The organism is Paenibacillus sp. FSL R7-0128 (assembly GCF_038002245.1).
In the GTDB taxonomy this organism is placed as follows: Bacteria; Bacillota; Bacilli; order Paenibacillales; family Paenibacillaceae; genus Paenibacillus_AQ; species Paenibacillus_AQ silagei.
Genome location: NZ_JBBOCD010000001.1, coordinates 2,466,609 through 2,491,171 on the forward strand (window position 1 = coordinate 2,466,609; position 24,563 = coordinate 2,491,171).

21 protein-coding genes are annotated in these 24,563 nt (G+C 53.7%); 12 read left to right on the top strand and 9 right to left on the bottom strand.

Annotation, left to right across the window (positions count from 1 at the left end; translation table 11 throughout):
• Nucleotides 1-314: 314 nt before the first annotated feature.
• Nucleotides 315-1,202, bottom strand: a complete 888-nt coding sequence (locus NST26_RS10075; protein ID WP_339255160.1) for a fructose bisphosphate aldolase — start codon at nucleotides 1,200-1,202, stop codon at nucleotides 315-317.
• 174 nt (nucleotides 1,203-1,376) lie between these two features.
• On the opposite strand from NST26_RS10075, the gene NST26_RS10080 reads away from it, so the two are divergent.
• A complete protein-coding gene (locus tag NST26_RS10080) occupies nucleotides 1,377-2,024 on the top strand; it encodes a hypothetical protein (RefSeq protein ID WP_339255161.1) in 648 nt (215 codons plus the stop codon).
• Between the two features lie 306 nt (nucleotides 2,025-2,330).
• Nucleotides 2,331-3,572 carry an RICIN domain-containing protein gene (locus NST26_RS10085; protein ID WP_340954418.1) on the top strand — a complete coding sequence of 414 codons (1,242 nt, stop codon included), beginning with the start codon at nucleotides 2,331-2,333 and terminating at the stop codon, nucleotides 3,570-3,572.
• Between the two features lie 89 nt (nucleotides 3,573-3,661).
• On the opposite strand, the gene NST26_RS10090 is transcribed toward NST26_RS10085, so the two are convergent.
• Complete coding sequence (locus tag NST26_RS10090; protein ID WP_340954415.1) at nucleotides 3,662-5,182, bottom strand: DUF4179 domain-containing protein; 1,521 nt, start codon at nucleotides 5,180-5,182, stop codon at nucleotides 3,662-3,664.
• A gap of 20 nt (nucleotides 5,183-5,202) precedes the next feature.
• Complete coding sequence (locus NST26_RS10095; protein ID WP_340954412.1) at nucleotides 5,203-5,697, bottom strand: sigma-70 family RNA polymerase sigma factor; 495 nt, start codon at nucleotides 5,695-5,697, stop codon at nucleotides 5,203-5,205.
• 259 nt (nucleotides 5,698-5,956) lie between these two features.
• Here NST26_RS10095 and NST26_RS10100 point away from each other — a divergent pair, with 259 nt between their 5' ends.
• Genes NST26_RS10100 through NST26_RS10110 form a run of 3 tightly spaced genes read left to right on the top strand, consistent with a single transcriptional unit; the run spans nucleotide 5,957 to nucleotide 7,585 of the window.
• Nucleotides 5,957-6,889 (top strand): alpha/beta hydrolase, encoded by a 933-nt coding sequence (locus NST26_RS10100; protein ID WP_340979082.1) that lies wholly within the window; start codon nucleotides 5,957-5,959, stop codon nucleotides 6,887-6,889.
• Nucleotides 6,886-7,191: a hypothetical protein gene (locus NST26_RS10105; protein WP_340979083.1), complete on the top strand. Its 306-nt coding sequence runs from the start codon at nucleotides 6,886-6,888 to the stop codon at nucleotides 7,189-7,191. The genes NST26_RS10100 and NST26_RS10105 overlap by 4 nt, the downstream gene beginning before the upstream one ends.
• Before the next feature lie 7 nt (nucleotides 7,192-7,198).
• Entirely contained in the window at nucleotides 7,199-7,585 is a 387-nt protein-coding gene (locus NST26_RS10110) for an iron chaperone (RefSeq protein WP_339257410.1), read from the top strand.
• A gap of 143 nt (nucleotides 7,586-7,728) precedes the next feature.
• Here the strand turns inward: NST26_RS10110 and NST26_RS10115 are convergent, their stop codons facing one another.
• Nucleotides 7,729-9,420, bottom strand: coding sequence for a M3 family oligoendopeptidase (locus NST26_RS10115; protein WP_076086342.1), 1,692 nt, complete (start codon nucleotides 9,418-9,420; stop codon nucleotides 7,729-7,731).
• A gap of 375 nt (nucleotides 9,421-9,795) precedes the next feature.
• Here NST26_RS10115 and NST26_RS10120 point away from each other — a divergent pair, with 375 nt between their 5' ends.
• The 4 genes from NST26_RS10120 (at nucleotide 9,796) to NST26_RS10135 (ending at nucleotide 12,705) form a co-directional block, all read left to right on the top strand.
• On the top strand, nucleotides 9,796-10,071 hold the full coding sequence (locus NST26_RS10120; RefSeq protein ID WP_076086345.1) for a CD3324 family protein: 276 nt from the start codon (nucleotides 9,796-9,798) through the stop codon (nucleotides 10,069-10,071).
• Nucleotides 10,072-10,294: 223 nt separating this feature from the next.
• Entirely contained in the window at nucleotides 10,295-10,732 is a 438-nt protein-coding gene (locus NST26_RS10125) for a LytTR family DNA-binding domain-containing protein (RefSeq protein ID WP_036725417.1), read from the top strand.
• A 34-nt stretch (nucleotides 10,733-10,766) separates the two neighbouring features.
• Nucleotides 10,767-11,222, top strand: a complete 456-nt coding sequence (locus NST26_RS10130; protein WP_340954405.1) for a hypothetical protein — start codon at nucleotides 10,767-10,769, stop codon at nucleotides 11,220-11,222.
• A gap of 157 nt (nucleotides 11,223-11,379) precedes the next feature.
• The gene (locus tag NST26_RS10135) at nucleotides 11,380-12,705 is read left to right on the top strand and encodes an amidase (protein ID WP_340954403.1); all 1,326 of its coding nucleotides are present in this window, start codon (nucleotides 11,380-11,382) and stop codon (nucleotides 12,703-12,705) included.
• Between the two features lie 77 nt (nucleotides 12,706-12,782).
• Here NST26_RS10135 and NST26_RS10140 read toward each other — a convergent pair whose 3' ends face one another.
• Entirely contained in the window at nucleotides 12,783-14,072 is a 1,290-nt protein-coding gene (locus NST26_RS10140) for a S8 family peptidase (RefSeq protein ID WP_340954401.1), read from the bottom strand.
• 165 nt (nucleotides 14,073-14,237) lie between these two features.
• On the opposite strand from NST26_RS10140, the gene NST26_RS10145 reads away from it, so the two are divergent.
• Nucleotides 14,238-14,600, top strand: coding sequence for a hypothetical protein (locus tag NST26_RS10145; protein WP_051478024.1), 363 nt, complete (start codon nucleotides 14,238-14,240; stop codon nucleotides 14,598-14,600).
• A gap of 455 nt (nucleotides 14,601-15,055) precedes the next feature.
• On the top strand, nucleotides 15,056-16,459 hold the full coding sequence (locus NST26_RS10150) for an NAD(P)/FAD-dependent oxidoreductase (protein WP_340980831.1): 1,404 nt from the start codon (nucleotides 15,056-15,058) through the stop codon (nucleotides 16,457-16,459).
• Between the two features lie 109 nt (nucleotides 16,460-16,568).
• Here NST26_RS10150 and NST26_RS10155 read toward each other — a convergent pair whose 3' ends face one another.
• On the bottom strand, nucleotides 16,569-17,657 hold the full coding sequence (locus tag NST26_RS10155) for a low temperature requirement protein A (protein ID WP_036725413.1): 1,089 nt from the start codon (nucleotides 17,655-17,657) through the stop codon (nucleotides 16,569-16,571).
• A 192-nt stretch (nucleotides 17,658-17,849) separates the two neighbouring features.
• On the opposite strand from NST26_RS10155, the gene NST26_RS10160 reads away from it, so the two are divergent.
• Nucleotides 17,850-19,697: a UbiD family decarboxylase gene (locus tag NST26_RS10160; protein ID WP_036725411.1), complete on the top strand. Its 1,848-nt coding sequence runs from the start codon at nucleotides 17,850-17,852 to the stop codon at nucleotides 19,695-19,697.
• 667 nt (nucleotides 19,698-20,364) lie between these two features.
• Here the strand turns inward: NST26_RS10160 and NST26_RS10165 are convergent.
• From NST26_RS10165 to NST26_RS10175, 3 genes are all read right to left on the bottom strand, one after another.
• Nucleotides 20,365-21,537 carry a copper amine oxidase N-terminal domain-containing protein gene (locus NST26_RS10165; RefSeq protein WP_340979084.1) on the bottom strand — a complete coding sequence of 391 codons (1,173 nt, stop codon included), beginning with the start codon at nucleotides 21,535-21,537 and terminating at the stop codon, nucleotides 20,365-20,367.
• Nucleotides 21,538-21,680: 143 nt separating this feature from the next.
• Nucleotides 21,681-23,078 carry a transcriptional regulator gene (locus NST26_RS10170; RefSeq protein WP_340979085.1) on the bottom strand — a complete coding sequence of 466 codons (1,398 nt, stop codon included), beginning with the start codon at nucleotides 23,076-23,078 and terminating at the stop codon, nucleotides 21,681-21,683.
• A gap of 168 nt (nucleotides 23,079-23,246) precedes the next feature.
• Nucleotides 23,247-24,404, bottom strand: a complete 1,158-nt coding sequence (locus NST26_RS10175) for a glycosyltransferase family 4 protein (protein ID WP_340979086.1) — start codon at nucleotides 24,402-24,404, stop codon at nucleotides 23,247-23,249.
• Nucleotides 24,405-24,563: the final 159 nt, after the last annotated feature.

A 24,563-nucleotide genomic window follows, 5' to 3' on the forward strand; every position in this document is an offset into this window, starting at 1 on the left:
CCACTAAACAGGTCTTGATCGAAGATTGTTGCAGGAAAGGCAGCATTTCCCCCTCTTTTGTGCGGATTAGCTCGAGAAATCCTGTATATCATGCAACATCTCTCCCGCATACCCAGGTATACAGGGCTGGAAGTTGCAGATCCTGCAACACTTTAGATTTGTTGCGGTACCAGCAGCGATCAGCCGGTGATTTATCAGGCGTAGTTTTGAGTTCGGAACTTATATTCGGAATATACAGAAGAGGACCCCGCGGCACTAGGCCTGGGGTCCTCTTCTGTATATGGAGCTGTGAGCTTAAATGAGCATGGATCTGATCAAGTAATCGAAGCCTCATAGATGGCCTGGATCGACGCAGCGAGGGTGCGGCCAAATTCCTCTTCCGTCTGCTGATCGCTAAGCCCCTGGGATAAGGCGCGGGAGAAGCTGGCAATCACTCCATGCTGGCGGGCCAGCTTCTCGTTGGCTTCAGCCTGGGTATACCCTCCTGAGAGTGCTACGATCCGAACCACATGGGGATCTGCGGCGAGCTCACTGTATAAATTATCCTCTGTCGGGATCGACAGCTTGAGCATGACCTTCACGCCATCTGGCAGCTCAGACAAGCGTGCGGCCAGTTCCCGTTTCAGCAATTGCTCTGACTCCTGCTTGTCCTTGCTGAGGATATCTACTTCCGGTTCAATAATCGGAACGAGTCCGAAGGCGGCGATCTGCCGGGCCAGCTCGAACTGCTGCTCCACGACTTGCCGGACACCCTCCGGGTTCGCCTCATGGATTACGGAGCGCATTTTGGTGCCGAAGATATGCTTGCTGACTGCCCGCTTCAGCAGATCATCGAGGGCGGGGATAGGCTTCATGAGCTGGACTCCGTGCTGAGGAGCGGCCAGTCCTTGGTCTATTTTGAGAAAAGGCACGACGCCCTTCTGCTCCCACAGGTAATCGGCGGTATATTGCCCGTCTATGAGGCGGTCCATCGTGTTCTCGAACAGAATTGCACCTAGAATATGCTCCCGGTTAAAGGCGGGACTCTGAATAATGCGTGTTCTCATGCTGTGAACCATGGTGTACATCTCTTCGTCCCCTGAATAACGGTCTTCCTTAATACCGTATTGCAGCAGTGCTTTGGGGGTGCTTCCTCCGCTCTGATCCAGAGCAGCTATAAAGCCTTGGCCAGTGTGAATCCGGTCCAATTGTTCAGTATTCATGGTTAGGTTCATTCCCTTCTGCAAAATGAGATGGTTACTGTACCCTGTCTAGTATAGCACTTGCGCATAAGGACATACATCCGGGTCCGGCAGAGCTTTCCATTTGAGTTGAGAGATATGGTATGTTACCTTGTTCAATAGGATGGTATGATAGAAAGTGGGGTGAATTTAATTATGACAAACGAAACTACCAATGAGACCACGAATGAGCCGGTGAACGGTGAAGCGGAAGCTGCCGGGCAGGCCATGACCGAAGAGAATTGGAATGAGCTGCTCAAGGCTGTTTTTCATAACGGCATTGTAGCGCTCAAAATGAGCTTCAGCGATGTGGAAGGACAGGTGCTGAACCTGGACAACTACGGGCCGGTATTTGTATTCCGTGTGAAGGATAAAGATAACGCTGATTATTACTGCGGCTTCTTCCTTCGTGAGCTGGCTGCCCGGTTCCAGTCCGGCAACAGTCCGGAGATCTGGATGGCCTCCTTCTTCCACGAGCTGATGAAGACCAAGGGAGGCAACTCCATGCCTAAGCCGCTCGCCAGTGAAGAGGAAGCCAAGGCCGCTGTCGATAATGTGCTGGTTCCGATGTGTATCGCCGCTGTAACGGAGGAGTTCGCACCGGAGCAGGTGCATGCCGGACTGGCCTGGAACGAGGAGCATGGACCGGTCTTTGAAGCAGGCTTCCCTGCAATCACGGACGGAAATAACGTATGCGCTATCCCGCTCCATCTGTTACTGACGCATCTGCAGCTTAACCGTGATCCTTCGGAGCTGCTCGTGCAAGGGATGTATAAGATCCGCGAAGAGCACGGACTCGAGTAGTACGACAATCAAGGTATCATCTTTGCAAAAGCATGAACCGCCTCCGTTGGAGAGCGGTTTTTTGCTGTGCTTGGGGCTGACAAGGCAGTGTCTTACGAAAGGCCGGCCCCCCTTTTCCTCCAGGTTCGCTGAATTGTCAAATTTCAGGTTCTTCCAGGAAGCAAAAACGATATATATGGGATGTAGCAGAAGAAGGCGCTGCCATTATCCATGTCCGAAACCGGTTGGGTAAGGTTTCAACTGCACGAACGTACGCGTGCATTGAAATAAGGCTGGCCATTTTGAAATCAATAGAGGAGGGCAATAATGCTTAAAAGAGGTAAATTCTTAAGTCTGTTCATGCTGTTCACGTTATTCATCGCACTGCTCCCTGCGGGGAGCGCAAGCGCAGCAACCTGGAATCTGGCCTGGAGCGATGAGTTCGACGGCTCCTCCCTGAACACCGCTAACTGGACGGCTGAGATTGGCACAGGTACCGGCGGTTGGGGCAACAATGAATTGCAATACTATACGAACCGTTCACAGAACCTGAAGGTTACCGGCGGCAACCTGGTCATCACGGCGCAGAAAGAATCCTATGAAGGCATGAATTATACCTCGGCGCGGATTAAGACACAGGGACTCAAGAATTTCACCTATGGCAAAATTGAAGCCAGAATCAAGCTGCCTTCCGGGCAAGGATTATGGCCTGCGTTCTGGATGCTCGGCTCCAATATCAACACCCCGCCCGGCTGGCCGGCCTGCGGAGAGATCGATATTATGGAGCGGGTAAATAATAACGCTGCCGTCAACGGTACGGTGCACTGGGATGCAGGCGGCCATGCTGAATTCGGAAGGGTATCCGGTAATCTGGACTTCTCCCAATACCATGTATACAGTGTGGAATGGGATTCGAAGTACATCAGATGGTTCGTCGACGGCAACCAGTTCAATGAATTCTATATTGAGAACGGAACCGGCAATACGGAGGAATTCCAGAAACCGTTCTTCCTGCTGCTGAACCTCGCGGTGGGCGGCAACTGGCCGGGCGCTCCGAACAGCTCCACCCCCTTCCCGGCGCAGATGCTCGTGGATTTTGTGCGGGTGTATCAAGCGGGCGCTCCTTCGAGCGGAATTGTCAGCGGCGGAGTCTACACCTTGATGAACAAGGCGAGCGGCAAAGTACTGGATGTGACGGATGTCTCTACGGCAGACGGGGCCAAAATGCATCAGTGGACTAATTACACCGCCGCCAATCAGCAATTCAGAGTGGAGAGCACGGGGGACGGCTTTTACAAGCTTACAGCGATGCATAGCGGCAAACTGCTGGATGTGCCGAATGCCTCCACGGCAAGCGGAGTCCAGCTTCAGCAGGCGAATGACAACGGCAGCAACGCCCAGCGGTGGAGCATCATCGATGTGGGCGGCGGATATTACAAGCTGATCTCCAAAGCCAGCGGGCTGGCCATGGATGTCTCTAACTCCTCTACCGCAGACGGAGCGGTCGTGCAGCAATGGACGGACAACGGAACCGACGCCCAGAAATGGCAGCTTACCAAAATTAATTAGGAGTGGAAGTTCCAAAGTCCAGATAAATAAGCAAGAAGCCCCGCAAGCCTGTCGGCTGGGCGGGGCTTCTTGCTGTTTGCGGCAAGCTTCTATTTCTTCGCGAACAACTCGATACTATGCGTCTCCATAATTGGATTCCAAATGCGCCAGACCGATTGGGTAAGCGGCTGCGGGTAATCTGCAGCTTGACTGCCAAAAGATAAACTCATCTCGACAATTCCCGTACCATCTCTAGAGACCGTGGTTCCGCCGAATTCGATTAGTGGCGTTTCCCGATTGGTTCTATCATGCACCTGGCCGCTGGCATCGGTGAATTTGTCGTCCAGTCCTACGCCGATGGACTCTGCCTGTACCGCCCCTTGCGAATCGGTATAATAAAACATGTCGGTCACCTTGCGCCGGAGCAGAATCTCTTCAGCCGCTGCATTATGTTCTTGTTTGGAGGTGATCATTTCCCAATCGTTTGCCGGTGCTTCAATCACTTGCTGCTTATTCAGATCGACCACAAATTTCATACGGTCCGGCTCCAGCGCCGAGATCCCGGCAATCTTCAGCGTGGTGGAGTCTGGCTGGTTAAGCTGGGTATACCTGAACACCAGCGTTGCCTGAGAGTGGTCTTTGTACACCTCGGAATTATCGGCCGTGATTCTGCCCGGATAAACCAATTTCTCGGTTTGACTCCCGGTCGTTGCGATCAGAACAGGATTCAGCAGGCTGAAAATCTGTTTGGTGTTCGCCTCGTCATACTCCAGATCGACATAAGTATTGAACGGAGTATACTGCACTTGGCGCACTTTGATCTGTTGACCGTCCACTGTAAGCGTGCGATTCACAGAGAGAGTGTGCACCTGGTCTTTGAATTCGTCCTGGTCAAGCTGAAACGATACCTCCAGGCTGGTCCGATACTTGTTGCTGCTGGAAACGAGCGCCTGATCGGACGTTCCGGTTAGAATTACAGTGAACTTCACCTCCTTGGATGCAGTGATGGCAGCCGGATAGTTAGTGGAATAAATAAATTTCTTGTCTTCGCCGGGCTGAATTCTGGATTCGCCACTGTACACTAATTCCAGGGCTGCGCCCCGATGCGGATCCGGAACCTCATAATCACCGAATTGAATTTTTGTATGCCCAGGATTGACTACTTTATCCGTACCATTGTGCACATTGAATAGGATATACACTTTACGGCCATCTGTGACGGCGCCATCCACATCCATACGATATCCTTTGTTTGATGCGCTTTGACGCACCGGTTGGACCAGATTTCGTTCCAGGATGCCGCCAACCAGCTGGTTTTTTAATGGCTGTTTGCGATAGTCCGCAAAATCATTCCAGCTTGTGGTACTGGCCGCCTGCACTGAACCGCCGAGGACCGAATCGTCTGTACCTTCGGCCGGCAAGCCGATGGATGAGACAAGCACAAAAATGGCTGCGGCCGCGGCTAATACGGCTCCGGCCCCATAGGAATAGAAACGCCGTTTGCTGCGTTTTTTCCCTTGCGCCATTCCGCTGCGCATGGCATTATAAATTTTCATTTCCTGAATCTCCTTTGTATGAAGATGGACCTCCTGGGCATCCTGGTTCAGGACACGCTCTTCTTTTTCCAACATTTCTGTCACCTCCGATTTGCTCACAGATATTTCCGCAACAGCCTAAGTCCTTCACGCAGCCAGGTTTTGATCGTGCCTTCGGGCTTATTCAGTACCTTGGCAATTTCAGTGGTCGTCATATCCTGGTAATACTTAAGCATCACGGTATGCCGGTATTTCGGCTTCATCCGATTCAATGCCCGCTCCAGATCGAGGCGGTCGCTGCTCCTCATCTCCTGGGCTTCCTTCTCCTCCAGCTTCTCCGCCAGCACGACGCGTTTTTTACGCCTTAGCTCATCCATGCAGCAGTTGATGGTAATCCGGAGCAGCCACGGTGTGAAGGCCTGCTCGTTCTTAAGCTGTTTACGCTTCATCCAGGCCCGGCACGAGGCTTCCTGCACCGCTTCCAGGGCATCTGCTTCTGAGCGCAGATAGCTGTACGCGAGTGCATACAGTTTACGGTGCTCCTTTGCAAGCCGCTCATAGAACACCTCTTCATCCATAAGCGCCAGATCTGCTGTATTGGCTTTGTTCATTGTCTTCCCCCCATTCACCATCCCCTCTTCCTTGTTCTGTTGGTCTATGGAAGAAGTCGTCCTCGAAATATGTTTTCATAAGTAAGACGGAGCTGACCGGAAAAACGATTGATTTTTATTAAAACACATATCAGATAGGCCGACCAGTGACAAACAGGCCGCAGCCAAGCGGTATAATTGTACTACTATAAATATCCAGATTTGTGGTACTGTTAATTGTAAGCGCTGCGATTGTGGCGGAGAACGGGAGGCGGTCGATATGAAAGGTTCTCCAAGCTCCAGGCTGTATCTGCTTCTGATCATACTGTGTATAGTGCTGGGAGGTTGTTCACGGAACTCAGGCGAAGACTCTCAAGGGGCAGCAGACAAGGTTGAGACGGCACCGCTGCATAGCCCGGGCGTACAGAATCTGGTTTTTCACAGTGAGGCCCTCGACCGGGATATGCAGCTCAGTGTCTATCTTCCTACAGGGTATAATGCCTCTCAGCGTTATCCGGTGCTCTATTTCATCCATGGCTACGGCAGCCGGGAGACGGATATTTTTGACGGACTGAACCTTCAGCAGAATGCAGACCGGCTGATTGAGGCCGATCAAATCGAACCGATCATTATCGTTGCTCCACAGATGGACAACAGCTATGGACTGAATGCTGTAGTTAATCCAGGTGATCCCGCAGCGCTGGGCGGTGAACGGTATGAGGATTATCTGGTTAAGGATGTTGTGGAGTATACAGATTCGCATTTCAATACTCTGGCTGAGCGCGGTTCCCGTTATATTGGCGGTATATCGATGGGTGGTTTTATCAGCCTGCATTCGGCGTTTTTGCATAGCGATGTCTATAGCAGGGTTGGCGGGCATAGCCCGGCGCTGTTCTTGGATGACTGGTCTCTTGCCGGAGGCGAGAACGGCCTGGTCCAGTTTCTCTATCCGACGGAAGCGCTGCGGCAGGAGCGTGACCCGCTTCTTTTGGCGCAGAACAGGGACTTATCGAAGTTGAGTATCTACCTGGACTGCGGGGCGGAGGATAGCTACCGGTTCTATGAAGGCACGGAGCAACTGTATACCCTGCTTAAGGAGAAGGGCGTGCCGGTAGAATATCACCTCAGAGCAGGCCAGCATGACGGGGACTATTGGAAGAGCCACATGGACGAATATTTGAAGTTCTATGCCGGGAGGACAGATGGATCATGACGCTTAGGAATTACACATTGAATTTTGAAAAGCTGTGTGCTACATATAAGTTGGGCTTACTGAGTGGTGTGCCGGAGCAAATCTTCGGCGGTTTCCTCCACCGGATGTATCGTGTGACCACGAATCAGGCAGAGTATGCAGTGAAGGCGCTTAACCCGCAGCTGATGCGGAAGGAAGCTGTGATGAACAATATGATAGCAGCCGAAAAGGTAGCCATGCTGGCCCGCAGCCAGGGAGTGAACGCACTTTCTGCACTGCTGAATGAGGGAAGCTGTATCTTTGAACCAACCCAAGGGAGATGAAGCCGAAGTGGAAAAGAATAAAGTTACCTATGAATCGGTGGACCAGTATATTGCCGCCTTTGCGCCGGAGATCCAGGAGCTTCTGCAGAGCTTGCGTAAGGTCATTTCGGAAGCTGCGCCGGAGGCAGTGGAGAAGATCAGCTATCAGATGCCGACCTGGTTCCTGCATAAGAATCTGGTGCATTTTGCCGCCTACAAGACGCATATTGGGTTCTACCCGGCACCTAGTGGAATCGAAGCCTTCAAGGAGGAACTGGCGCAGTACAAAGGAGCCAAGGGTTCGGTGCAGTTTCCCATCAAGGAGCCGCTCCCTTATGAGCTCATTACCAGAATCGTCAATTACAGAGTGGAAGAGAATCAGCAGCAGGCCGCAGAGAAGCGGAAGAAGAAGTAAGAGGACGGGCTCATGTCGATCCAATTTAAAATAAGGGGCTGTCCCGAAGCCGTGAACTGGCTACTTGGGACAGCCCCTAATAGTTGACGCTACGCTTGATGGTGAATATAACTTAATTGTATTCGGTGTATGAATCCCAGTCCCTACAGCGCCTTATCGTCTATGCTGTTCAGCCAGCTCTCAATCTCACCGATGACGGAGCCGATGCAGCCATCCTCGAACGGGGAGGTTAATCCGGCAAGCTTCACCAGCTCCGTGAAGGAGCGGCTGCCTCCGGCCTGGCAGAGCTTCAGATAATCCGGCCAGGCCGAGGCGAAGTCCTCATTCGAGCGTTTCCAGAACTGGAAGGCGCAGAGCTGGGCCAGGGTATAGTCGATATAGTAGAACGGAAGACGGAAGATATGGGCTTGCTTGTGCCAGAACCCGCCCTGCTCCAGGTATGCGTTGCCGTCATAATCGCGGTGCGGCAGGTATTTCCGTTCAATATCCCGCCAAGCCTGTTTGCGTTCCTGCGGCGTAGCTTCCGGATGCTCGTACACAAAATGCTGGAATTCATCGACAGATACGCCATAAGGAATGAACTCCAAACTGTCCGCCAGGTGGTTGAAACGGTACTTGTCCGCCTCCTCCTTGAAGAACAGGTCCATCCATGGCCAGGCGAAGAACTCCATACTCATCGAATGAATCTCAGCGGCTTCGGAGGTCGGGAACGTATATTCAGGAACCTCCATATTCCGGCTGGAATACGCTTGGAACGCGTGCCCTACCTCATGGGTCAGCACGTCGATATCGCCGGAGGTTCCATTGAAGTTGGAGAAAATAAACGGAGCACGGTAGTCGCTGAAGAAGGTGCAGTAGCCACCGAATTCCTTGCCTTTTTTGCTGACCAGATCCATCAGCCCGTTCTCCTGCATGAAGCTGAAGAATTCACCGGTCTCCGGGGACATCTCCTGGTACATCTTCGCACCATTCGCCACGATCCAGTCCGGGTCTCCCTTAGGGGTAGCGTTACCGGAATTGAACTTAATACCCTCATCGTAAAATTTCAGTCCGTCCAGCTGAAGGCGTTCGCGCTGGCGCTGCTTCAGCTTCCCCGCAACCGGTACGATATGCTCATGCACCTGCTTGCGGAAGCCTGCTACCATCTCAGCATTATAATCGGTACGTCCCATCCGGTCATACCCGAGCTCCACGAAGCTCTTGTATCCCAGCTTGGCAGCGATTCCCGCCCGGACCTTCACCAGCTCGTCATAGATCCGGTCGAATTCGGGTTCATGCTCTGCCATGAAGGCATTACGGGCTTCGAATACGCCTTTGCGAACTTCACGGTCCGTGGAAGAATCGAACGGAATCAGCTGTGCCAAGGTGCGTTCTTCGCCCTGGAACATGATTTTGGCGGACGCGATCAATTGGGAGTATTCGGAGGACAGCTTATTCTCCAGCTGCAGATCTTCAATCACTTCAGGGCTGAAGGTACGCAGTGAGATTTCGGCCAGGCTTAACAGCTGTGTTCCCCATTCCTGCTCGAACTCGGCTCTGTACTTGGAGTTGACGAGGGCTCTGTAATAATCCGTGATGTACTCCTGGATCACCGGTCCGGTCTCGTCCATATAATCCTGCTCTGCCTTGTAGAATGCATCCTCCGTATCAATGGAGTGGCGGACACTCACGAGCGTCTCCATCGTATCGAAGCGGCTGCGCAGCTTATTGATTGCTGCCACGGCAGCTTTTTGCTCCTCCAGATTGCCTGTCTCCAGGTCCTTCAGCAGCGTGGTGAACTCCTGCTTGAATTGCTCCACATCCGGGCGTTCGTATACATATTCTGAGAATTTCATTTGCTGTATCGCATCCTTTCTTTACCATATAGATTCTATTATATAATCGGCGCCCGCAAAAAACTAATGTTCAGGCCGTAAAGTTTGATTATAGCTAATTGTGGGTGCAGCAGCGTCTAGTGGTTGAATGGACATGGGAATTATTCTAGAATAGAGGTAATCTGCACCAATTCCAGAATCCCGGGAGGTGATGACCCATGTTTCGGATGAGTCAGTATGTGAACGGCACGCTCCATGCAAAGCCTGTGAAATAACTAAGGCGAAAGCTTGGCATGGAGCGGATTTATTCGCCTGTAGTATGTTTTAAGAAATACAGTTATTTATACACAGGCTTTGCCCTTAAAAGATTAATATATTTTAAGGAGCGAGCCAGAGATGCAATGTATAAATGCAGCAAAGCTATTGCCAGAACACCTGCTGAAGGAGATTCAGCAATATATTCAAGGGGAAGCCCTGTATATTCCAACCTGCCCGAGCAAACGCCGAAAATGGGGTGAAAGCTCAGGAGCAGCCGATTACTATAAAGTCCGCAATGCTGAGATCCGTAGCCGCTTCCAAGAAGGTGCAGAGTTGTACCAATTGTGCGAGCAATACGGGTTATCCATCGACAGCATCCGCAAAATTGTATATTCCAAGAACCCGCAGAGCTGATCTGCGGGTTTTTTGCTGCTCAGATGATACGCCATTATCGACTGAATCCTGTAAATTAGGCGGACCCATTAGAAGTGTAGCCAATTGCAGACGAGGTTGCGGACTGAGATTCCGTTTTTGCAGCTTGAAGCCGCTAGAGTGCAGCTTGCGCAAAGGCCATTGTATAAGTCATTTTACAAAAATATACTGTAGCTGTAGGGAGAGAAGGCAGGAGGCGGTGGCGGTGAAAATCACAATTGAACAGGTGCCGGAGGGCGGTGAGCCTGAAATTATTCTCAGGTGCAATGACCCGGATGAAGCCTTGCTGGGGCTGATCTACTCGGTGAACGCAGGCGCAAGGAAGCTGATTGGTATGAACGGGCTGCAGATGCATATCATCCATCCGCATGAGGTCTATTATTTCGAGGCGGTGGATCATAAGGTGTTCATCTACTGCCAGGAGAAGGTGTATGAGTCAAGGCTGAAGCTGTATGAGCTGGAGACGGAGTATGAGTCTGGCGATTTTTTCAGGGCATCCAAATCCAGTATTCTGAATGTGGCCAAGATCGAGTCGCTCCGCCCGGTGCTCTACGGAAGATACGAGGCGCTGTTGCACAACGGTGAGAAGGTCTACATCTCCAGACAATACGTCCCGGTGCTCAAACGGAAGTTAGGGTTATAGCTGTGCTGTCCAAACTTGACTAGGAGGAAAACTCATGATTACAACCAGAAAGTATGTGTCTTTGTTCGTGAAGGATCTGCTGGTGGCTTGCGGGGGTCTGATGGTGCTCGCGGCGGTTGTGCTGGCTCTGAACTCAACGGAGATGATCCGGGGCTCGCTGCTGGTGCAATTGTTCCTGGGGGCTGCGGCATTTACCTGCTTCCGCTATGCGCTGGTGAATACGTATGAGGTTGATCCCAAAGTGCAGACGATCAGCTTCTACCTCTGCTTCATCCTTGCTGATGTATTGGTGATTCTCTGGCTATGGCTGTTCGCTGACGGTCCGCTGATGGATAAGGGAGTGCTGGTGCCATTCGTTATTGTTATTCTGGTGGTCAAAAGTATGGTGTACGCGATGATGCACATCGACGGGAAACGGGAAGCCAGGCAGCTTAATCAGAAGCTGAATGAGTATAAGCAGGACGGGGAGCAAAAAGAAGAAGAGCTTTAGGAATCTCTGGTGATAGGGGTTATGAAAGCCATCTTGGAGGGGAAGCGGCCCGGGTGGCTTTTTTGGTGCTAAGTAAGGTTGGGGATTTCTGTTACCTTTTGCAGACTGAACCGTAATAAGCCAAATGCTATACATAATCTTCCATGGAGATGATCTTATGCTGCTTCACAAGGTATCCCTGACAGAAATGATGAGCCGGATTCACGAACCCGGATATTCACCCGAAACTGTGCTTGACCCGTACTTGGAGCGTTACAGACAGGTTGAGCCGCATATCCATGCATTTGTCCCTGAGGATGAGGCTGAAGGGCGTCTGGATTCGGAAAAAGCTCTGCTGCAACGTACCTACAGCGGAGATGAGCGTAAACCGGCCCTCTTCGGCATTCCTGTGGGCATTAAGGATCTGCTGCATGTAGACGGCCTGCCGACCCGGGCGGGATCACAGCTATCCGCTGAGCTGTTAGCCGGTGCCCAGGGATCTCTGGTCGCTAAGCTGCGTGCCCTAGGGGCCGTGATTGCAGGCAAGACGGTGACCGAGGAATTCGCCTATAACGGGTCGATTGCTACGCTTAATCCGCATAATACCGGGCATACTCCTGGAGGTTCCAGTGCAGGCTCCGCCGCAGCGGTGGCTGCGGGGCTCTGTCCGCTGGCAGTGGGCACACAGACGCTGCGTTCGGTGATCGCCCCGGCGTCCTTTTGCGGAGTGGTCGGCTTCAAGCCCAGCTACGGGAGGGTTCCGCTGGATGGGGTGCTGCTGTTCTCACCGTCTTTTGACACAGTAGGGTTCTTCACACAAAACTTGCCTGATATGGAGGCTGCGGCGGCCTTGCTTGTCCCAGACTGGGAGGCTCCTGCTGCCCCAATGCCCCGCAAGCCGGTTCTGGGTATTCCCAAGGGAGTCTATATGGAGCTGATGAGCGCGGAAGTCAAAGGGCTGTTCGGGGCTCAGATCACAGGGCTTGAACAGCTTGGATATGAAGTCCGTTACGTCCAAATGCCTTGGGAGGATGAACTCATCTACGGAAATGCGATGCTGCGTTTCATTGAGGGTGAGCTGGCACGGGAGCATGAGCATAGATTCGCGGAGCATAGAGCGGAATACGGTCTTCCCGTGCAGGAAGCGATCCTTAGAGGGCAGCAGATTCCGGAGGAGGAGCTGGAGCAGTACCGAACCCGGCAAAGGGAGCTGCGGCAGGACCTAATGGAGCTTATGGAACAAGAAGGAATCGATCTGTGGGTCTCTCCGGCCCAGGGGGGGACTGCGCCGAAGATTGAGGAGCGGAATACGGGCTGGGCAGGGATGCCTGCGGTCTGGGGCTTCGCGGGAGTGCCCACGGTCAGTCTGCCTGCGGCAACGCTTGAAGGCATGCCGCTAGGCTTCCAGTGTATAGGAAGATATGGAGAAGACGAGGAGTTGTTAGCTTGGGCACGGCAGCTATGGCCGTGTCTGGCGGGTGAGCAACCGCTCCCCGTGGAATAAGGAGCGGTTACCGGTTGGTTACGGTGCCGGTTATTTTGTTTTGGGGTCCCCGCAAAGTACCTGAATATCCATCGAAGCTAAAGTCTCGCTTTGTAGGGTTTCTTGGGGGAGCAGCGCCGCTTCAGGAAACGTACGTCGATCTCTCCGCTGCCGCCGGTATTCGGCTTCAGGCGGAGGGGGAAGGCATTACGCTTCAGCAAGAGCTTCACCTGCCGCGGCGTGAGGCATGGGCGGAGCTGGAGCAGCTGGGCGGCGGCACCGGACACGATGGGCGTGGAGATGCTCGTGCCGGACAGCTTGAAATACCGCTTGCCGACCTTATTGCGCGGCAGTTCACGGACCAGCTGGGAGCCGGGGGCACGCAGCGAGATCACTGAATCGCCGGGTGCGACCAGATCCGGCTTCACCTTGCCGCCGGGAGCGGGCCCGCGGCTGGAATAGACAGCGATCCGGTCATCCTTCTGCGTCAGCGTCCGGCGGTCATTGACGGCTCCGACGGTGATCGCGGAGGGGCTGATTCCGGGGGACTCAATAGTCCGGCGCCTGGGGCCGGCATTACCGGCGGCGATGACTACGGTGAGCCCGGCTTTGACGGCTTTTTCAACGGCCTGGACGAGAAGGTCATCCTTGACATGCGGAGCCACCGGTCCTCCGAAGGACATGGAGAGGATGCGCAGCTTCAGCTTTTTGCGGCGGGTAATGCAGTATTCAATTGCCTTGATAATGGTGGAGTCATAGCCGTCCCCATACTTATCCAGCACCTTGATTCCGACAATCCCCGCTTCCGGCGCGGGTCCCCGGTACTTGCCCCGGCTGGACCAGCCGTTACCAGCGGCATCCCCGGTGATATGCGTGCCGTGTCCGTTGTCATCATACGGGCATTTCCGGTGATTGATATAATCCTTGAACGCCAGAATGCGGTTCACCGGCCGGGTCAGATCGGGATGCGGATAGACTCCGGTATCAAGCACAGCGATGTTGATGCCTTTGCCGGTAAGCCCTCTTGAGCGTCTAACCGCTGTAGCGCCTATGGATGGAGTTGCAATGTTGAGCGTAGCCTTCTTAATGCCGTCCAGATAGACTTTATGGACTCCGTTCCAGCGGCATACATGCTCCAGACATTTCAGGGATACCTGTGAAGCCACGGCCTGGTGCAGCCGCAGATGATGCTTGACCGGGAGGACATGCCGTCCCAGATGTGTCCTTAGTTCGCGGAGTCCCGCTGGAGTAATCGGTTGTCTGAACTGTATGATCACCGGTATAGCAGCATTTGCAGCACTAGTGGAATAAGCACTGCGGATCTTATGCTTCAAGGGCCGGTTGAGCTTGGCGGCGTGACGCCTGACCCATGATGGTACACTCTTCATAATGTAATCACCTCTATGAAGCAGTGTATGCGGCAAGCTGCCTCGTGGGTACGAAACCATGAATGAGTACAGCGATACATTTATGTAAATAACAGGCAATCGTGCGTTTCGGTTGATTCTTCTCTTGCATTTACTACTGTATTCCAATAGAAAGTGGTGAAGCAAATGAAAGAATCAGAGAAGAAGGCATTGCTGGCAAAACGTCAACTGATGGCTAAAAAAGCAAGAGCAGCGGCGGTAGTAAGACCCAAGAGACGGCGGATCAGACAGGTGCTTAATAATTTCATCGTGCTTGCCGTGAACAATAACAATGTCCCTTACGAAACGCAGGGCTGGACGGCTACACTGACCAGGAGCTCCGGCACTGTGATCACGGCTCAGTTCGATGAATTCGGCGTCGCCCAGTTTAATACGATCAGTACGCTGACAACAGTCAGCTACACGCTCCGAATTATCGATGCGGATAATGTGCAGCGCACACAGAAGTTCGTCCCGTCGAACCGCGAGTTTTTTGTAGCACGCTTCTAAGGTGGCGGACCTATTTATATTCTATGAACAGAGGAAGATAGAGAGCCAGATTGCATAGTGTAGCTGTGAATGACTGAACGAAAGAGCTGTTTCCGGGGCCGGAGGGCTGATGGGGCAGCTCTTTTTTGAAAGAATTTATATGTTTTGGGGTCCCCGCAAAGTATCTGAGTCATCATCGAAGCTAAAGCCTCACTTTGTGGGGTTTATTTTGCGGATACGTGTGAGATAATATTTCGTTTGTCAAGCATTAAGGCGAGTTGGCGTTAAAATATTGGCTTAATGTACAATCCCGTCCACTGAATTCAGCTCTTATGACAATAAACCTTCCATCAATGTTCAAAAGCGGGGGCATACCCTATATAATATCGCCATAGATGTATACAGGGATTATGGAACAGAATGCAAAGTGAGCAGCAGCTATGAGCTGAAGATGCCCCGGAAAGGTCTGAGGAATGATGAGCCTGGAAGCCTTGAATGAACGCGTGAACACGGATCTCGCTTATCTCGCCTATGGCGGCGCAGATTGGGTCCGCCCTGTGGAGCATGATGAAGGCCATGTCTATGATGTCGTCATTGTGGGCGGGGGCCAGAGCGGGCTCGGTGCGGCTTTTGGCTTGCTGCGCGAACGGATCTCGAATCTGCTGATCATCGATGAGAATCGTGACGGGCTGGAGGGGCCGTGGGAGACCTATGCCCGGATGGTGACGCTGCGCACACCCAAGCATCTGACCTCGATTGATCTCGGAATTCCGTCGCTGACCTTCCGCTCCTGGTGGGAGGCTCAGCATGGGGCGGGGGCCTGGAGTGAGGTGGACAAAATCCCGCGCGGCCAGTGGATGGAGTATCTGCGCTGGTACCGGCAGGTTCTGAAGCTGCCGGTACGTAACGAGGTGCAGCTAAGGCTGGTTGAACCTGGTGACGATGGAATCTACCGTCTGCAGGTTACAGGAGCGGGTGCGCAGGCCGGAACACTGCTGGCCCGTAAGGTGGTGCTGGCTACAGGTATTCAAGGCGGAGGGCAGTGGCATGTTCCGCCGATGATTGCAGATCATCTGCCGGAGCACCTGTACGCCCACACCTCCCGGCAGATTGACTTCGCTGCCCTGCGCGGCAAGCGGGTGGGGATTCTAGGCGGCGGGGCGTCCGCCTTCGACAATGCCAATTACGCGCTTCAGGAGGGCGCGGCTGAGGCCCAGGTCTTCGTCCGCCGGGCGCAGCTTCCGGGGGTGAACCCGATCCGCCAGATGGAGGGCTCAGGTATGATTGAGCGGTTCCATACCTTGGCGGATGCGGACAAATATGCAGTGATCTCGCATTTCTTCCAGTATAATCAGCCGCCGACAAGCGATACCTTCCGCCGTGCAGCGGCATGGCCCGGCTTCCGGCTGCACCTCGGCTCGCCGTGGCTGAAGGTGGAGGCTTCGGGGGAGCAGGCGGTGGTGACTACGCCCGCGGGAGAGTTCAGCTTCGACTATCTGATTGTCAGCACGGGCCTGCTTAGCGATCCTGCCCTGCGGCCGGAGCTGCGGCAGGTGGAGCCTCATATTGCCCGCTGGAGCGACCGGTACACGGCGCCTGCGGGAGCGGCGAATCCGCTGCTGGATGCGCACCCTTACCTTAGCCCAGGCTTTGCACTTCAAAGCCGGGACGAAGCAGGCCGCAAGCTGCTGCATGGCTTATTCGTGTTCAACTATTCCGCTCTGGCCAGCTGCGGGTTATCAGCATCGGCCATCTCGGGCCTGCGGAATGCGATTCCTAGACTGGTCAGCGGCGTGGCTGACCAGCTGTTCCTGGATGACCGGCAGCAGATCCTACAGGCTTATTATGAGTACGATGAGATTGAATTTACAGGCCAGTAAGACGGCCGGAAGAGGCTGTACCTGAGGCGGGCTATGACCTCTGGTGCAGCCTCTTGGCGTGCAGAGCGAATAGATGGGGCCAGTGCCCGAGAGCTGACGGGCAGCCGGGTCAGGCAGTAATTCTGGCGTACAGCGCGAAGAACAGCGCCAGCTCGCCCATGATCAGGACATTCGGTACATGGACTATAAGATCCAGCACATAGAAGCAGGCCAGAATGACGGTCAGCCCTGCCAGCGGCTTCATTTCCAGCCGATGCTGCTTATGCCTGTAGACCTGGAAGACCAGTGTCGTGGAAGCGAAGTAGAGCAGCACCGAGCCGAACAACAGGTTCAGCATCTGCCCATAATGAAGCTGATTCAGGAACAATAGCTGGATTGACGAAGCGAGCATACATAGCGACAGATAAATGAACAGATGCCCGTAGATAATGGTCTGTCCGGCAGTCTGGATATGCATATCGACCTTCTTCTCCAGGTTGTCATAATACTGCCACCATATGGCGATGATCAGCACAAAGGTGAGCGCAGCGAAGCCGACAGATGGCCCGGTCCAGCGGCTGGATTGCAGCACGGCGAGGATGCTGACCACAGATTCGCCGAGCAGGATCAAGGCGAACAGGGAGAAGCGCTCCAGCAGGTGATGGGTATTGGGGGGCGTCTTCACCAGAATCCTCCGTCCCGTCAGCGGGAGAATGATGTCCAGCATAATTCCTGCGTACAGTACCGCATACCGCAGCCAAGAATCGAAGAACAGGGAGCAGGCCGAAATCGCAAGTCCAATCCAGAAGCGTGATCCCAGATAGCGGGCCGTGTCGCGCAGATGCCCGCTTTCTCTGGAATGGCTGTAATGATACTGGACCGCGGTCATGATCCGGAGTCCGAGGTAGCCAATCAGAAACGGCAGATAGTTGGCATCGAAATCTACGGACAGGCTGGCTGTCATAATCAATACGAAGAACAACTGGATAATCAGAAAAATCCGGTGCATCACCGTATCCTGACCATAGCGGTTAACGAAAAGCGTCTGGCCGACCCAGGCCCACCAGATCGGAATGAAGATCAGTACGAATTTGCCCAGTGTCTCAAGGGACAGGGCCTCGTCTTCTACATGCAGCAGCACATGGCTGGCTTTGGAGACCGCAGCGACAAACAGCAGATCGTAGAAGAGCTCCAGCCAGGTTACCTTTTTGATGATCATTGCGTTAGTCCCCTTTGCTTGCCGAATGTTTGCCCGGAGCCGTCCGGTTTACAAGTATAATAATGGCTCTCCACAGAAGAAGGCAAGAATATCTGTGACAACTGGAGAGGTTGCCCTGGCGGCAATTGACCTGACGGGCACACTCATTGATAATAAAGAGGTTCATATTCTTGAGAGAATGGGAGTAGAAGCATGTCATATCGCAATATGGAAGAATGTATTATTGACCTGGAGAAGCACGGGCATTTAATTCGCATACATGAAGAGGTGGACCCGCATCTGGAGATGGCGGCGATACATATGAAGGTCTATGAGGCTGGCGGTCCCGCCCTGCTGTTCGAGAAGGTCCGGGGCTCGAAGTACCGTGCGGTCTCGAATCTGTTCGGAACAATCGAGCGCAGCAAGTTCATCTTCCGCGACACTTGGGAATCGTCGCAGGCGGTCATCGCCCTGCGCAGCAATCCCATGAAGGCGCTCAAGCAGCCCTTGCGGTATATCGGGACAGGCCTTGCCGCCCGTAAAGCGTTGCCGATCAAGAAGGGCAGCGGCGTGCCGGCCGGATTCGAGGAGATTCAAATCTCCGATCTTCCGCAGATTAAGCACTGGCAGGGCGACGGCGGGGCATTCGTCACGCTTCCGCAGGTATACTCCGAGGATCCCGATAAGCCGGGCATTATGAACTCCAATCTGGGGATGTACCGTATCCAGCTTAGCGGCAACGAATATGAGCTGAATAAGGAAGTGGGCGTCCATTATCAGATTCACCGCGGCATCGGCATTCATCAGGCCCACGCGAACAGACGCGGCGAGCCGCTGAAGGTAAGCTGCTTCATCGGCGGCCCCCCTGCGCATACGCTCTCGGCGGTGATGCCGCTGCCGGAGGGCTTAAGTGAAATGACCTTTGCCGGGCTGCTCTCGGGGCGTCATTTCCGCTATAGCTATGTAGACGGCTTCTGCGTCAGCAGCGATGCTGACTTCGTGATTACCGGAGAGATTCATCCCGGGGAGACGAAGCCGGAGGGGCCGTTCGGCGATCATCTGGGCTACTATAGCCTGACTCACCCGTTTCCGGTGATGAGGGTACACAAGGTTTACGCCAAAAAAGGGGCCATCTTCCCCTTCACGGTGGTCGGCCGTCCGCCGCAGGAGGACACTGCCTTCGGAGAGCTCATTCATGAGCTGACTGGCGGGGCGATCCGCTCGGAGATTCCCGGCGTGAAGGAGGTACATGCGATAGATGCTGCGGGAGTGCACCCGCTGCTGTTCGCGATAGGCAGTGAGCGGTATACCCCGTATCAGCAGCTTAAGCAGCCTGCAGAGCTGTTGACGATCAGCAACCGGATTCTCGGAACCGGCCAGCTCAGTCTGGCGAAATATCTGTTCATCACGGCAGAAGAGGACAAGCCGGTCAGCACACATGATATCGCCGGGTTCCTGACCTACATCCTGGAGCGGATCAATCTGCGACGTGATATTCACTTCCAGACGAATACAACGATCGATACGCTGGATTATTCCGGCACCGGGATCAACAGCGGAAGCAAGGTAGTCTTCGCAGCCGTAGGGGAGCAGAAGCGGAGCTTGTGCACGGAGGTGCCTGAGGTTCTTCAGCGGGTGGAGCAGGGCTGGGGCCCGGCGGCGATGATTATGCCGGGGATTGTCGCCATGCAGGGGAAGCCGTTCCGGGATTACTCCTCGGCGGCAGAGGAAATCTCCGGCCTGAGCGCTGCGATTGCAGCTCAGGGGGCGCTTGATTCCTGCCCGATGATTATTCTGTGCGATGACAGCAGCTTCATGTCGGAGTCGCTGAACAACTTCCTGTGGGCGACCTTCACCCGCAGCAATCCGTCCCATGACATCCATGGGGTGAACAGCACGGTGGAGCATAAGCACTGGGCCTGTGATAATGTGATCATCGATGCCCGGGTGAAGCCGCATCAAGCGCCGCCGTTAATTCCTGACCCCGAGGTGCAGCAGAGGATTGAACGGGTATTTAGTGAAGGAGCAAGCTTGGGTGGACTGCGGAGCCGTAAGGGGTGAAGCAGCACTTCTATAACCGCTGAAAAGAGGGGTTGTATGGCTGAGCTATTCGGGGTGCTTTTCGAAGTTATGTTGGATTTCCTGCTCTACCGTAAGGACCGTAAACGGAGAAGAGAACGAAGAAGAGAGCGAAGAATAGCGCGGAGAATGAAACGGCAGGGGCGTTTGTAGACGCCTTGTCTTTCATTTGGTGGCTGTTGGATGTTATGCGCATAAACGTCATTTATGATAATAATGACGTTTATGCGTTTTTTTTGTCGTTGCCGAAAATGTATGCGAAAACAAATATGTCTTTCAAGACACAACTCCAGCATAAAAATGCGCAGCACGGAGGTGTGCAGACCAAATGTAATCGAAAAACCGACCACAATGCGCAGCGTGGAGGCGAGCGGACCAAATGTAATCGAAAAACCGACCACAATTCGCAGCGTGGAGGCGAGCGGACCAAATGTAATCGAAAAACCGACCACAATGCGCAGCACGGAGGTGTGCGGACCAAATGTAATCGAAAAACCGATCACAATACGCAGCACGGAGGTGTGCGGACCAAATATAATCGAAAAACCGAACATAATTGGACCGGGCGTGCCGCGTAGGTCGTGCGTTTATCGCAAGAGACGTATTTTCACAGAAAAACAGAGTGCAATCGAATGTGGAGTGTAGCTGCTCAGTTCTGGCTGCCTGGCCATGTGTAGGACTTGATGATGTCTTGGCTGCCGTCCATTCTGTGAAGCTTGAAGGTGAAGACGTTGTCAGTACGTCCGGTGAAGTAGATATAGTCTCCCGGGAACATAAAATCGGGCTGCTCTACTTCGCGTTGGCGCTCTGCACTGAGCAGCTGCTTATATAACACAGTCTGCTTACCGGTAGCGCGGTCAACTAGGGTCAGGAAGGCAGTGTCTGTAGGGCGTACCAGCAGAACATCCGGGTATACGGCTTCGACATTGTAGTAGACATCCTGGGCAACGGTTGCACCCAGCAGTTTCGGTATATCTACGGTCTCGCTGACCGCTCCGGTCCCATCCTCAATGAGCCTTAGTGTGCGGCCGTCATTGAATACCAGCTTGCCGTCGGCCCAGACCGGGGCTGTGCCGAAGGAGGTATGGATATTCGTATGCCCCTGGCGGATCACACTGTTATTCTTCACTAGATAGGTGTAATACTCTGCATGCACATGGGGCTCGCCATACGAATTGACGACTTGAAGCAGTGTCAGACCGGCGGGTGTGCGCTCGAAAGTGAAATCCACTACATCCAGTCCTTTGCCGAGAAGAGCAAGCTTATGCTTAGTGTTCTGCTTCGTAGTCAGATAGAGCTCCCCGCTGTCCAGCGACAAAGAGTACACTCCGCCGTCGAACACTTCTGAATAACCGCGGTACATATGCAGACCGTTGGCCCGTATTGTATTGGTGGCGGCATCCCATCTTACGGGTCCGCCTTCAAGGGCCGCCACCACAAACTTGACGGGCACATACAACTGCTTATCCGCCATATAAGGTGTACCTCCAAGGGAGACCTTCTTCCCGTCCAGTACGCCGGTGGATTGACCAAGCTTCATGCTGAAGCTTTTGTTCCACCCGCTGAAGGTGGCGGTCTTGTCCGCGTTATTCCACTTGACCTTAAGTCCCATGATTGTGACCAGGTTAGCTGGCATATAAGAGACCCCGTCCTTGATCTGTGCGGTGCCTCCGGCCATGCCTGATGTTCCGCTTCCGTTGTTGTAGGTTAATTGGAGCTGCACGTCCGGGGCGGGCTTGGCCGAAGCCGGAACGGCTCCAGCTCCTCCGGCCAGAGCCAGTGCAAGTGCGGGGAGGAGTAATAACCTCCGGGTGAACTTCATATTCATCATCCTTTCTGGGGGCGCGGCGGCTGCTAAATCAGCCGTCCCCCGTACCGTGACCCATAGGCTGAACCACGGATTGTACAGTAGCCTTTGTTACAGATTCATAACCCTCCAGGGGGTGAATAGCTATAACGGCCAAGCTACATGACATTAGAAGCATAATCATTTTTCTTATCATTGGATTCTTGCACCTCTCCAATCAGAAGTCTGTATTGTTCTGTCTGTTCCTCAGTGGCTTGATGCCGGAATTGTTCAAACAGATTCACACATTTAATGATTATGCTATCACTCTTTATTTTAGCAGAAGATTCCAGACTTTGCAGAAGGAAGGCCATTCCTTCCAGGCGGTGATTGCGTAAATAATAGTTGGCTAATTCCGCTAGAAAGGTAGAGTACTGGTCGGCCAGGATCTGCTGGTTGTGAAGCTCGCCGAAGTCCTTCAGATTGGTCCGGTAAGGGATATAGGAAGGGAACTGTTCAAGCACCTCATCCACATTCCAGGAGAAGCGGTTGGCTGAGATCACAATATGGTACAGGGCTACAAAGATCTCACTGGCATGCGGAGCAATATAGGCCACATATTCAGGCAGCACTCCATAGTCGCCGGACATCATCCGGTAGAGGAGGGTATTGGCCGTGCCCCACTCCTGGAATTGGTCCAGGATGTGCTGGATGTCTTCCCCTTTTTCGCGTATCCAGCTCCTATCCATATATAGAGCTACGTATTTCAGCGCCGATTCATAGTCCCGGAATTCTTCGCACACGCTTGCCCGCATCAGATGCGAATACAGCGCGTAGAAGAATACCGGCTTCTCCGGGCATTTATCCTGGCGGTCTCTGCGCTGCGACCGGTGCAGATGGTGGTAGCTGAGCATGGCAAGACGGTGCATCTCCTGTGCCAGCGCGTCCACCTTGTCCCATTTGTGCAGCGAGTAATAGACATGCATCAGAGCTTTCAGTCCATCGAGCTGATCAGACACCTCAAGCCGTTCAATATAACATTCGAATAAAAGAGCAGCCTGGAGGTTGAGTGTCTGGCTGTCTCCTAGGGCAATGCGGAACAAACGGTACTGGCAGAGGGCCAGCCGCTCGGAATGCTGATACTTCTCGCTCGCGCTGATATTCTTGTACAGCACGGCTGCCGCCTGCCAGTGATGCTGCTGGAACAAGTCCTCGGCCACTTCAAAAAGCATCGGAGCATAGGTTAGGTTGTCCAGCAGATTTTTGACTACTAGCTCTATACAGTCCAGCCGCCCCAGCTCCGCCGAATTCAGGATGAAGGGGCGCAGCCGCCGCCAGGTGGGTGCCGAATATAAAAAGCACTCATCGACATACATGCTATAGAAATGATCCTCCGGCAATGACATGCCCCGGGTGATCAATTTCAGGTGATTCATGGCAATCGGCTGCTGGCCGCTAAGGATACGGCTTAAGGTGCCGGAATTAACGCCGGACTGAATGGAGAACTGGTTGATGGACAACTGCTGGGAATAGAGATAAGCCTCAAGATGACTGCGAATCGTTGTGAGAGGCTTCAAGGGATCACCGCCTGACTGAATTCCATATTTTGGATTATTGTATATGTGTATAATATAAGTCATTATTCCAATGGTCAATAGAGTGATGGGGAGAAACCGTGAACAATGGAAAAAAGCATTCCCGTGGTCCCAGGAACGCTTAGTCTTCATAGGCGGGCAGACAGCGGATCAGGCGGTGTAAATCCCTGCTTCATTCTTGATCCTGCGGCGTTCGATGACTTCTTCATAATCCTTAATCAGTCTGTCAAAAATCTGCTCCCAGGAGCGCTGGAGGGCTTGGCGCCGCCCTTCACGGCCCATTGCGCTCCGCAGCAGGGGCCTGGCGGCGGCGGTGCAGATCTGCTCTGCCATGGCTGCCGGGCTGCGCGGCCCGAACAGCATGCCGGTGACACCGGGTGCGATCAGCTCCCGCGTTCCGCCTGCATCTGCGGCGATCACGGGAAGCCCCGACGCCATGGCTTCAAGCACGACGTTGCCGAAGGTCTCCGTGCAGGAGGGGAAGACGAACAGATCGGCGGAGGCGTACAGCTCTGCCAGCTCTTCGCCGTGTCTGGCACCGGTGAAGGTGACATTCTCCGGTGCCTGCGATTTAAGCTCAGGCAGCAGCGGGCCATCGCCCACAATCACCAGCTGAACCTTTGAACGCACGGACTCCGGCAGGAGCTGCATAGCCTGAAGGAGGGTGGTGAGATCTTTTTCCGGGGCAATCCGTCCGACATAGAGCATCATCAGCGCTGCCCCCTTGCCGTAACGCTCCCTGGTCTCTTCGCTTCGTCTCTCCGGCGAGTAGAGGGTACAGTCCACGCCTCTGGACCATAAGCGCAGCCGGGTGAAGCCCTCCATGCGCAAGCTGGTTAGGGTCTCGCGGGAAGGGGCCAGGACGGCATCGCAGGACCGGTGATACCACTTCATGTATTTCCAGTAGAGCGGGAGGATTCTTCTCATTTTGTAATATTCGAGGTAACGGTCGAAGTGGGTGTGATAGGAGGCGACATGGGGGAGCTGCTGCTTGCGGGCATACCGGAGGCCGGTTAAGCCGATATTGAACGGGGTGGCGAGATGGAGCAGGTCAGGGGCGAACGCAGCCAGTTCACTCTGCATGGAGGACATGCCGGGCAGGGCAAGCCTGCACTCGGGGTAGAGGAAAAAGGGGATGCTGGCCACGGGTCTGACAGGATCGGGGTAGCTGCTCTCCGGGGCGGATTTTGGCGTGAACAGCAGATGTTCAATTCCCCGGCGGTGCAGGTGGCTGGTCAGCCGGCCGAGTGTACGGGCAACGCCATTCGTCTGCGGAAGAAAAGTGTCCGTGAATAGAGCCAGACGCATCGGTATCCCTCCCAGTAATCTTGTTGCCTTGATCTTAACAACCAACTATTACTTGGAGATCAACCGCAGGTTAAACATCTTGCATGAAGAGGGGAATTTACAGGGAGGGCAAGGGAGGACAAGGGAGGACAAGGACAAGGACAGGACAAGGGAAGACCA